Annotated in this window: 9 protein-coding genes and 1 pseudogene; 9 read left to right on the top strand and 1 reads right to left on the bottom strand. The window is 57.3% G+C overall.

Going from position 1 to position 11329, the window contains the following annotated elements:
* The first annotated feature begins 24 nt into the window (after nucleotides 1-24).
* From C8P63_RS13375 to C8P63_RS13400, 6 genes and pseudogenes are all read left to right on the top strand, one after another.
* Complete coding sequence (locus tag C8P63_RS13375) at nucleotides 25-2433, top strand: sugar phosphate nucleotidyltransferase (RefSeq protein WP_108025038.1); 2409 nt, start codon at nucleotides 25-27, stop codon at nucleotides 2431-2433.
* A gap of 795 nt (nucleotides 2434-3228) precedes the next feature.
* Nucleotides 3229-4275 (top strand): glycoside hydrolase family 15 protein, encoded by a 1047-nt coding sequence (locus C8P63_RS13380; protein WP_108025040.1) that lies wholly within the window; start codon nucleotides 3229-3231, stop codon nucleotides 4273-4275.
* A gap of 91 nt (nucleotides 4276-4366) precedes the next feature.
* On the top strand, nucleotides 4367-4915 hold the full coding sequence (mobB, locus tag C8P63_RS13385) for a molybdopterin-guanine dinucleotide biosynthesis protein B (RefSeq protein ID WP_245920899.1): 549 nt from the start codon (nucleotides 4367-4369) through the stop codon (nucleotides 4913-4915).
* A 152-nt stretch (nucleotides 4916-5067) separates the two neighbouring features.
* On the top strand, nucleotides 5068-6432 hold the full coding sequence (locus tag C8P63_RS13390) for a M28 family peptidase (protein WP_170109653.1): 1365 nt from the start codon (nucleotides 5068-5070) through the stop codon (nucleotides 6430-6432).
* 129 nt (nucleotides 6433-6561) lie between these two features.
* Nucleotides 6562-6804, top strand: coding sequence for a DUF3179 domain-containing (seleno)protein (locus tag C8P63_RS13395; RefSeq protein ID WP_108025045.1), 243 nt, complete (start codon nucleotides 6562-6564; stop codon nucleotides 6802-6804).
* A gap of 18 nt (nucleotides 6805-6822) precedes the next feature.
* Nucleotides 6823-7413, top strand: a pseudogene (locus C8P63_RS13400) (DUF3179 domain-containing (seleno)protein); the annotation flags it as partial.
* A gap of 19 nt (nucleotides 7414-7432) precedes the next feature.
* On the opposite strand, the gene C8P63_RS13405 reads toward C8P63_RS13400, so the two are convergent.
* Nucleotides 7433-7894, bottom strand: coding sequence for a PaaI family thioesterase (locus tag C8P63_RS13405; RefSeq protein WP_211308286.1), 462 nt, complete (start codon nucleotides 7892-7894; stop codon nucleotides 7433-7435).
* A gap of 239 nt (nucleotides 7895-8133) precedes the next feature.
* On the opposite strand from C8P63_RS13405, the gene C8P63_RS13410 reads away from it, so the two are divergent.
* The 3 genes from C8P63_RS13410 to C8P63_RS13420 all read left to right on the top strand — a co-directional run bounded on the left by C8P63_RS13410 (nucleotide 8134) and on the right by C8P63_RS13420 (nucleotide 11260).
* Entirely contained in the window at nucleotides 8134-9300 is a 1167-nt protein-coding gene (locus tag C8P63_RS13410; RefSeq protein ID WP_108025049.1) for a homogentisate 1,2-dioxygenase, read from the top strand.
* 17 nt (nucleotides 9301-9317) lie between these two features.
* Nucleotides 9318-9959, top strand: a complete 642-nt coding sequence (locus C8P63_RS13415; RefSeq protein ID WP_108025051.1) for a flavin reductase family protein — start codon at nucleotides 9318-9320, stop codon at nucleotides 9957-9959.
* Nucleotides 9960-10099: 140 nt separating this feature from the next.
* Entirely contained in the window at nucleotides 10100-11260 is a 1161-nt protein-coding gene (locus C8P63_RS13420) for a DEAD/DEAH box helicase (protein ID WP_170109654.1), read from the top strand.
* Nucleotides 11261-11329 lie beyond the last annotated feature (69 nt).

The raw sequence follows: 11329 nt of genomic DNA on the forward strand, positions 1-11329 counted from the left end.
GAAGAAAGGAGTTTGAAGCGATTCATGAAAGCTGTGATCATGGCCGGAGGGAAAGGAACCCGTCTGCGCCCCCTGACCAACCGTCTTCCCAAGCCGATGGTTCCCCTTTTGGATAAACCTTGCATGGAGTACATCATCGAGCTGTTGAAGCGGCATGGGATCACGGATATCGCGGTGACGATGCAGTATCTGCCCCAGGTGATCCAAAGCCACTTCGGCGACGGATCGGATTTCGGGGTGAGACTGCACTATTTTGAAGAAGGTCATCCCCTTGGCACGGCGGGAAGCGTGAAGAACGCGGAGGCGTTCCTGGATGACACCTTCGTCGTGATCAGCGGAGACGCCCTGACGGATGTGGACCTGGGCCAAGCGGTCGCTTTCCACCGGGAACGAAAGACTTGGGGCACCCTTGTGCTGAGCCGGGTGGAGGTGCCGCTGGAGTACGGGGTGGTGATGACCCGGGAGGACGGGAAAATCACCCGATTCCTGGAGAAACCCAGTTGGAGCGAAGTGTTCAGCGATACGGTCAACACCGGCATTTACGTGATGGAGCCCCAAATCCTCTCCCTGTTCGAAAAAGGGAAGCCCTTCGACTTCAGCAAGGATCTGTTTCCCCTGATGATGGAGCGGCATCTGCCCCTTTACGGACATGTGGCGGAAGCGTATTGGTCCGATATCGGCAACCTGAAGCAATACCGGCAAGCCCAGCAGGATTTGCTGGAGGGGCGGGTACAGGCGGATATCAAGGGGGAAGAGGTATTCCCGGGGATCTGGTTGGGCGAAGGGGCCGATGGGATCGATTGTTCTTCCGTCACCCCGCCGGTCTTCATCGGGGCGGGAAGCACCGTTCACCCCGAAGCCCACATCGGTCCCCACACCGTGCTCGGTCAACAGAGCCGGGTGGAAGCCGGAGCCGCTGTGGTCCGGTCGGTCCTCTGGAACCGGACATCCGTCGGGGAGGCGTCATCCTTGGATGGATCCACCCTGACCCACGGGGGGCGGGTGGGACCGGGAGCCATTCTGGAAGAGGAGACGGTGATCGGGGAAGGGGCCCGGATCGGGGAAAAGGTCGTTCTCCGCTCCGGGGTGAAGATCTGGCCGGAAAAAACAGTGGGGGCGGGTACGGTGCTGACGGAATCCTTGGTGTGGGAAGCATCCGCCGCCGCCGCTCTGTTCGGAACCGACGGAGTCAGCGGAGCGACCAACTGGGACCTCACCCCCGAGCGGACCGGCCGCATCGTCGGCGCCTTTGCCTCTGTATTGCCCCCCGGTTCCGCGGTGGCAGTCAGCTGTGACGAAACGCCTTTCAGTGAAATATTGAAGTTCGCCGCCACGGCCAGCTTGATGGCCTCCGGGGCGTCGGTGCGCGACCTGGGCCGGCTTCCCGTTCCCGTGTCCCGTCACGCAGTGTTCCGTTCCGACAGCCATGCCGGCATCCATATCCGCCGGAGCGGGGAAGAAGGAGACCGGATCGTGATTCAGTTTTTCGACAGAGAAGGGCTTCCGATCGGCAAAAGCCTGGAGCGAAAGGTGGAAAACGCCCTCCTGCAGGGGGACGCCCTCCGTCCTCCCGATGGTTTTGGAAGCTTGGAGTCCCGTTCAGGTGCCATTGACGTCTATCGGGCGGAACTGATCTCCCGGCTCCGGGAGGACGCGATTCGCCGACGGGAGTTCAAGGTGGTGTTCCACTCCGAGAACCCCTACCTGATGGCCGTCCTTCAGCCTCTGATGGATCAACTGGGTTGCCGGATGGTGACGGTGTGGGGGGATGAGCCCCATATGGAACACTTTGTGATGGATAACCAGGCGGATCTCGGAGTGAGGATGGATCGGAGCGGACAGGCGGTGACCTTGTTCACGGAAACGGGGTATGCCTTGAAACCGGAAGAGGAGACGGTGCTTCAAACGCTTCTGGCTGTCCGGCTGCAGAACCGGGTCGCTGTTCCCGTCAACGCACCTTCCGAGGCGGAAGAACTGGCCCGCCGCTTTGGTACGGAACCGATCTTGACGGCAACGTCGGCCCGGGCGGTGCTGGAAGCGGACCGGAACCGGTCTCTCCAACTTTACTTCGACGGCTTCTCCATGCTGGCTTTTCTGCTGGAGTTTTTGGCGGTGGAGGGGGTCACGGTGCACCGCACGCTGGAGATGCTTCCCCGTCCCCACATCCGGTCGGAAAAGATCCCCTGTCCCGTGGAAGCCAAAGGCAAGGTGATGCGCCGGCTGATGGAAGAGGTCAAAGGACAAAAAACGCAACTGGTGGATGGGATCAAAGTGCTCGGCGAAACGGGTTGGGCCCTGATCCTGCCGGACGTGGAAAAGGCCCATTTCGACGTGGTGGCCCAGGGCTCCACCCCGGAGCAAGCGGAGCGGCTGAAGGACATTTACAAAGAGAAAATCGAATCCTATCAGGGATCCACCCTGACCCGCCCCTAGAAGCGTTGTGATTGATGGTCAGGTTCAGAAGAAGGGAAGCGTTGATCCGAAACAGCGACTTGTGCTCTGTGAGTGCATAGCGAGACCGGGGAGAGAAGCGCCCCAGGCGAGACTTGTGCTCTGTGAGTGCATAGCGAGACCGGGGAGAGAAGCGCCCCCAGGCGAGACTTGTGCTCTGTGAGTGCATAGCGAGACCGGGGAGAGAAGCGATCCCAGGCGAGACTTGTGCTCTGTGAGTGCATAGCGAGACCGGGGAGAGAAGCGATCCCAGGCGAGACTTGTGCTCTGTGAGTGCATAGCGAGACCGGGGAGAGAAGCGATCCCAGGCGAGACTTGTGCTCTGTGAGTGCATAGCGAGACCGGGGAGAGAAGCGATCCCAGGCGAGACTTGTGCTCTGTGAGTGCATAGCGAGACCGGGGAGAGAAGCGATCCCAGGCGAGACTTGTGCTCTGTGAGTGCATAGCGAGACCGGGGAGAGAAGCGCCCCAGGCGAGACTTGTGCTCTGTGAGTGCATAGCGAGACCGGGGAGAGAAGCGCCCCCAGGCGAGACTTGTGCTCTGTGAGTGCAACCGGAGCGGCTCGGGGTAAATGCCGCCGCTCACTTTTTCACAATACTGCTGGAACGGCAGGGAAGTGGCCACCTGCAACCCCGTCGGGTTGCAGGTTTTTTCTGTGACGAGGGGGGGGATCCCTGCGTATACAAATAATGACAGAAAGATGGACACACCCGCGGCAGAAGGCCGACAGGGTTTACGAGAGAGATCCCGGTCCATAATGGAAGCGAAAGGAGCGTGTGAAGTTGGACCAGTTGAGCAGAGTCTTGGACGAGATGCGCCTTCCCAACGGAGCTTATGTGGCCAGCCTCTCCCGCGATTACTCCCACGTGTGGATCCGGGACGTCTGCTATACGGTTCTGCCCTACCTGAACAGCCCCTGCGACCGGTATGAAAAAGCATACCACGCCCTTCTCGATCTGTTTCGCAGATACGAATGGAAAATCGATATCCACACCTCCAAGCGGCCCGTCCATTTGTTTGAATATATTCACGCCCGCTACTCCACGGATTTGAAGGAAATCGATCAACCCTGGGGCCATGCCCAGAACGATGCCATCGGCGTTTTTCTCTGGGGGGCCGCCCAGGGGGTGAGGCACGGGAAAAACATCATCCGGGATGAAAAGGACCGCGGGATTCTCGAAAAACTGACCCGCTATCTGGCCTGTCTGGCGTACTGGGATCATCCGGACAACGGCATGTGGGAAGAGAACATGGAAGTTCACGCTTCCAGCATGGGAGCCTGCGTGGCGGGTCTCCGGGAGGTCTCCCTGTTGGTGGATGTGCCGGAAAAGTGGATCCGACGGGGCGAGGCTGCCCTGAATCGTTTGCTTCCCCGTGAAAGCGAAACCAAAGAGACCGATCTGGCGCTTCTCTCGCTGATCTATCCGTACGGGGTGGTGAACCGGGGCACGGCCCGGTCCATTCTGACCGACGTCGCCGGAAAGCTGGAACGGACTTTTGGTGTGATCCGCTACGCCGGTGACCGGTATTACAATGGGGGAGCCGAGGCCGAGTGGTGTTTCGGTTTCCCCTGGCTGGGGCTGTGTCACGCCATGCTGGGGGAGCGGGACAAAACCCTGGAATACGGGGAGAAAACGAACCGCATCCTCCCGGATGACGGACGGGTTCCGGAGTTGTACATCGGGGGAACGGACCGGCCCAACGGCAACACCCCCCTCGCCTGGGCTGTGGCCATGGTGATGCTCCTTCACCGGCATCTCACGGCGGAGACCCCCGTGACATCCGGAATCCGCACGGAAAAAGGAAATTTGGAAGAATTGTAGAATATGTGAACAGCAGAGAAGTCCAACCCGGTAACTCTCTGAAACGGGCCTCGATCCAGGGGCCCGCATTTCTGTGGAAAAGGTACATTGGATGTATGTATGGATCCGGAACGAAAGAGGGGAGGTGCGCATGAACGACAAACCGATCCCACCCGTCATCCAAATTGTGGGTTATTCGAACACTGGCAAAACCACCTTGATCACCCGTCTCATCCCGCTTCTGTCCGAAGAAGGGTGGAAGGTGGGCACCGTCAAGCGCCATGCGGGGGAGCTGGAGCTGGACGAGCCGGGGAAGGACACTTGGCGGCACCGGGAGTCGGGAGCGGACCGGGTGGCCATCACCGCCCGGAACCAAACCGCCGTGATCTTCTCCCGGCCGCTCGGTCTGGACGAACTGTTGGAACATCACCGGGGAATGGATCTGGTGCTGGTGGAAGGTTTTAAAGGAGCCTCTTACCCCAAGCTGTTGATGGCGGGGGAAGAGGCCGATCTCAGTCTGATCCGCGAGCTGACCAACGTCAGGGGAGTGGTCTCGCCCGTTCCGCTGGAAGGGAAAGGGATCGAAGTTCCGCAATATTTCAGGGACGACACAGACGGTGTGGCGGAAGTGGTGAAGCGGTTGGCGGGGTTGAAGAAGTGACCATGGAAATATGTTAAATTGTCCGCGGAAGAAAAGACTGCTTGAAGGATCTTCAGGCAGTCGTCCCTTTTCATCATATGTTGACAATTTTCAGATTTGGTATAATATATGAAATTGGGAAGTGGAAATTTTGTTTAACGGGAGGGAATCTTTTGAAGAGAAGCCGACTGGGGATTGTTTTCACATTGGCTCTGACGATGGTTCTGGTGTTCACCGCTTCCGCCTACGCTGCGCCGCTCCAGACACAGGATGTTTCCAAAACCGTATCGGAACACCGGATCCACCACCATATCGCCAAACTGGCGGACAGGGACAATGCCCGGGTGACGGGGTTTGAAGGGGAGCACCGTGCTGCGGATTATATCGCCGGGGAACTGGAGAAATACGGGATCCAAGTGGAACGCCAGAAGTTCCCGATCATTGCCTTTCTGAGTCACGGCGCAGAGCTGACGGTTCAGTCCCCTGTCAGTGAGGAACTTCATCCCCGTACTTTCACCTATACTCCCGCCACACCGGAAGAGGGGCTGACGGCGGATCTGGCTTATGCCGGACTGGGCAGAACCGGGGATTTTGAGAACACGGATGTGGAGGGGAAAATTGCGCTGATCCGCCGGGGTGAATTCACCTTCTATGAAAAAGTGCAAAACGCTGCTCGGGCCGGAGCCATTGGAGCCATCATTTTTAACCACTCGGAAGGACAAATCAACGGAACCCTCGGCCAACCGACGGAGATTCCCGCGATCTCCCTTTCCCAAAGCGAGGGAGAAGGGCTTTTGGACATACTGAACGCGGGTGAAACCGTCACCGTCACGATGACGGCCGATGTGGAGATGAGCGAAAGCTACTCCCAAAACGTGATCGGTACCCTATCTCCCCGGAAAGGCTCCGCGGATCATACGAAAACCATTGTGGTCGGCGCCCACTATGACGGCGTGGACACCCCCGCCGCCAACGACAACGCTTCGGGTACCGCCACACTGCTGGAAATGGCCCGCGTGTTGGCAGATCAAAGACTGCACCATGAGGTGAAAGTGGTCTTCTTCGGTGCCGAGGAAGTGGGGCTGGTGGGGTCCCACCGCTACGTGGAGTTCCTCAGTGAAGAGGAGCGGGCCAATACGGCGGCCATGATCAACATGGACATGGTCGGGGTGGGGGACACCATCGGCATCATGACCGCAACCGAGGACGCTGACAGCTTTGTGGCTGACATGGCGGAGGAATATGTAAAAACCCTCGGGGAACCCTACGAGCGGACCACCTCCACCCGGAGCGATCACGTTCCCTTCGAAGAAGCGGGAATCCCGGTGGCGTTTCTGAACTACCATTCCGACCCCAACTACCATACGGATGAAGACACCCTGGACAAGATCCGGATCGAGAACCTGGACCACATGGGCACGCTGGTCACCCGGCTCACCTATGACATGGCCAACAACCACCAGCTTCCGCAAAAGAGCCGGAAGGGGATGAACGTCCAGAAGGAGCGTTACCACAATCCCGAATACCAACGGAAATAGTGTCGCAAGAGAGGCCAGTCCCCCGGGGCTGGTTCTCTTTTTCCGGAATATTGCAAGTCTATCTTGGATAATGAGCCTGAATATTGATAGAATGGTTCGGGCAAGAGTTTGCCGGAAGGGGGAGAGGTTATGACCACGATCTTTGATGCTGACCGAGCATGGCTGAGCGACGAAGATCTGTTTGACCGTCTGGAGGTGAAGGAGGCCCGATCGTTGAAAGAGACGTTGCAAGACGGGACGTTGCTGGATGAGGATGAACTCCTGGTGGTGGAGCGGGGAGGAAAAGCCCACGCTTTCTCCGTCTTCCAGATGGCCTACCACCACACCGCCCAGGGGGAACTGGCGGGGGAGCCGTATTTGGTGGCTTTCTGAGGGGTTTGCCACAGCGGGACCAGTATGGTTCCGGTCATCGACGGCAAAATTCATCACTTCGGTCCCCGGGGGCTGTACAACGGTCTGGTTTTGTTGGGGGACGATGAGACAGGGTCCTGGTGGGATCACATCACCGGGGAATGTGTTCACGGTCCCTCCAAAGGGAAACGGATGCAGGTGCTCCCTGTCCGTCATCTCACGGTTCGGGAGGGATTGGATCATTGGGGGGATCTCTCCGTCACATGGTCCCGCTTTTCACAGGAGATTCAACAAAGAACGGAAACCATGAACCAAATGCATGCCAATGCCCAGCTTCCTCCCGGGTTTACGGAGACAATGGGGGAAGCGGATCCACGGTTGTCTTTGATGACCAGTGGAGTGGGATTGGTGGGCGAAGCGACCCGGCGGTTTTATCCCCTGGAGGAGATTCGACGGCAGGGCGGCGAACTCCATGATGAATGGGAAGGAAGGAGGGTCCGCATTTCCCTCGGTTCCGGAGACCTTCCCGCGGTCGAGTTCCCGGAGGGCGGACGGCCGCCGTTTTATCTGTTCACCCGGTGGTACGGGTTTTCCTACACTTATCCGAAGTGTGAGATTTATACGGGGTAAAGGGACAAAGACAACGCCCTCACAGGAGGGCGTTGTTTGATTCCCCCGGTTCTCCCTCAACCACGGGTCGTTCCAAGCGATGCACCACGCCGAGGAATCGGGCGATCAACCGGCTGTCATCGGTGTTCACCCGCATCTCGTAAAAACCCGCCCGGTGAGTCCGGTGGGTCTCCCGGGCTTCGGCCGTCAACCGTTCGCCTTTCCGGGCCGCCGCCATGAACTGGACGGAGACCTGGGTGGCGAGAGCGACCCGGCCGTGGGAGTTGCTGGCCACGGCAAAAGCGTAATCGGCCAGGCTGAAGATCAGCCCGCCGTGGGGCGTTCCCGCAAAGTTGAACAACTCCCCTGTCAGGAGGACCGAGGCACGGGCAAAACCGGGGGCGGCATCCGTCAATTCAAATCCCATCCTCTTTGCGTAGGGATCATTCCGAAACCGGTCCATCAAGGATTCCGTCAGCGGGTTCTGCTCGTCAGAGGCCATGATATTTCTCCTTTCGCCATCAGGGTTTCATGAGTTCCGGCGAACAAACCCTTCGCGCAGCAGGCGCGCATTTCCTTGTTTTTCTCCTTTCCTTTGACGTAAAACCCGCTCCAAAGGGATAAAGGAAAACGAAAAATTATGAATGCCCCTCCCATATGCAAGAGGATTCGAAGTTTTGCTACAATGGGAATGTAAGCGCTTGCGTTACGAAGACAGGATGAAAAGGGGGAGTTCGGGACATGCCCTTTTATCACCGGATGGGAAACATCCCGCATAAACGGCACACTCAGTTTCGCAAGGAAGACGGTTCGCTGTACCGGGAGGAGGTCATGGGAACCAAAGGATTCTCGGGAATCCAGTCGATTCTTTACCATCACCATCCGCCGACCCAGGTAAGGGAAGCGAAGAAGATCCGGGATTGGAAACCGGAGCTGGAAGAGCCGGGCGCCAACCGGCATCGCCACCTTTTGACCGCTGAATTGCCCGAAGGAGGCGACCCGGTGGAAGGACGGATCCCTCTGTTGGTCAACGACGATGTCTCCCTCGGGCTGGTCCGCCCGACGGAGCGGATGGATTATTTTTTCCGCAACAGTGACGGCGATGAAATCCTCTTCGTCCACGAAGGGGAAGGGGAATTCCAGTCTGTTTTCGGTGCCATGCCCTACCGGCCGGGGGATTATATCGTCATTCCCGTGGGGACCACCTATCGGTTGGAGATGAAAGAGGGTCCGCAGAGATTCCTGGTGATCGAGAGCACCGGGGAGATCACGACCCCGAAGCGGTACCGGAACGAGTTCGGCCAGCTGATGGAGCACAGTCCCTACTGTGAGCGGGACATCCGGGTGCCAAAGCGGCTGGACACGGTGCTGGAAGAAGGGACGTTCGAGATCCGGGTCAAGGCTCACGGGCAGTTGAACGCCTACCGGTACCATTTCCACCCCTTCGATGTGGTGGGATGGGATGGCTGCCTCTATCCTTGGATCTTCAACGTGGAGGATTTTGAACCGATTACCGGGCGCGTCCATCAGCCGCCGCCGGTCCACCAGACCTTTGCCGGTCCCAACTTCGTCATCTGCTCCTTCGTGCCGCGTCTCTACGACTACCATCCCGAGGCGATTCCGGCCCCTTATTGGCACAGCAACGTCAACAGCGATGAGGTGTTATACTATGTGAAGGGCAACTTCATGAGCCGCAAAGGGGTGCGGGAAGGTTCCATCACCCTCCACCCGAGCGGGATCCCCCACGGTCCCCACCCGGGGAAGCCGGAAGCCAGCATCGGCAAGAAAGGAACGGAGGAGCTGGCCGTGATGATCGACACCTTCCGTCCCTTGTATGTGACCCGGGCGGCCCTGAAAGTGGAGGATCCAAAATACCTCACCAGCTGGTTGCCTGAAGACAACGCATAAGAGGGAAGGGAATCCACGTGCAGATCGATCCGAAGGACCAGGCCAAAAAAGAGAACTACAAGCTCTTGATCGGAAGCGTTCTTCCCCGGCCCATCGCCTTTGTCACCACTCTGAACGCTGAGGGAAAGGTGAACGCGGCCCCCTTCAGCTTCTTCACGGTGGTGAGCACGGACCCGCCCATGCTCTCGGTCACCGTCAACCGAAAACCGGGAGGGATTCGAAAGGATACGGCCCGCAACATTGCGGAAAACCGGGAGTACGTGATCCACGTGGTGGATGCCGACAACGTGGAGAAGGTGAACCAATGTTCCGCCGACTTCCCGCCGGAAATGAGCGAAGCGGAAGCGGTGGGTTTTGACGTGATCCCGGGCCAAAAAGTGAAGGTGCCCCGGATCGCCCAGACCAAGATCCAGATGGAATGCCGGTTGCACCAAATCCTGCCCATGGGCGGGACGGAGGGAGAACCCAACGCCGATCTCGTCATCGGGGAAGTGGTGATGTTCCACATCCGGGATGACCTGTACGACCGCGGCCGGATCGATACGGCCAAGCTGGAGCCGGTGGGGCGCCTTGCCGGCCTCGCCTACGGCAAAGTGGGCGAAACCTTCTCCCGACCGCGCCCCCGTTATGCGGAATGGAAAATGACGCGGAAAACGTAAGCATCCCCCCGCTTTAAAGCGGGGTTTTTTTAATACAGGAGGTTTTGGACAACCCGGGAGTAGAAAAAAAGGTTCCGTTATCAAGTAAAGCAATTTCCTTCTCGTGAGTGTGAGATTTCACCCGGTTAAGTATGTTGTGTATGTTCCCGGCTGTGAATCAGAGATCGATATTTCACCGACTGATTGGCTTTTTGCAGGTGTCGGCCAATGAATCGTTCCTTCGAAAAAAGAAAGTGGAAGAATCTTTCCCTTCGTACAAAGATGCGGATGTAAAAGCCGTTTTGTTGCGGAAAGAATCCGAGGCCAAACAGGAGTACGACGAACACAACCAGCGATTTCGTGAACTGAAGGCATTTCGGGACCGGTTTAAAGAACTCGAAGAAGAGTGGAAGGCTTGGAAGGACAAACATCCATCCCCGGAACAGGATTTTTTCCGTGACCTCGATACCCATTGGCGATATCAAGCTTTCCTGTTAGCCACCCACTATTGGGAAGCGCGTTGGTTGGAGGAGCTTCAATCGATAGATGGAAGCTCGTTGGAACACGAAGAAGCCATATGGCGACGTTATGCCAAACTGACGCCTTGCTTTGTTGCCACCATGTTGTCTGGTCCGAATTTTTTCCGCCGTTTGCGAAAACCGGAGAAGTATCTCTATGGTTTCGTCGATCTTCTAATCATCGATGAGGCCGGGCAGGTCACCCCGGAGCAGGCGGGACCGATGTTTGCGCTGGCAGATCGGGCGCTGGTGGTGGGGGATACAGAGCAATTGCAACCCATTCCCCGGGTTAACCGGCCGGTCGATGAAGTCAATCTGAAGACGTTCGGACTTTTGTCTGAAGAGGAAGATTTCGACCGTTTCAGTCAAAGCGGTTGGGCTGCCTCTAACGGAAGTGTTATGAAAGTGGCTCAACGGATAAGCCAATTTGGAAATCCCGATTATTTGGGTGGCATGTTGCTGACGGAGCATTATCGCTGTGTGGAGGATATCATTCAGTACTGCAACGATCTGTGCTATCAGGGTCGCTTGGTTCCACGTAGGAAAAATCCCGTTCCTGGGGAAGAAATTTACGGCGATTTACCTCGGTTGGGATATCTGCATGTGGAAGGGAGAGCCGAAAGTACGGGTGGTAGTTGGGAAAACCACAATGAAGCGGCCACCATTGCCTGGTGGATTCACCGAATGAAGGATGAATGGACCCAAGGTAACCGGCGACTGGAGGATGTTATCGCCGTGGTGAGTCCCTTTCGTAAGCAAGCTGATCTCATTCGCAGGTATCTACAAGCTATTTCAAAAACATGATCTTCCAATGTAAAATGAAAGTATGAGTACGAGACATGAGTTAACCGACGAACAGTGGGCTGTAATTGA

It is taken from the genome of Melghirimyces profundicolus (genome assembly GCF_003054245.1).
In the GTDB taxonomy this organism is placed as follows: domain Bacteria; phylum Bacillota; class Bacilli; order Thermoactinomycetales; family DSM-45169; genus Melghirimyces; species Melghirimyces profundicolus.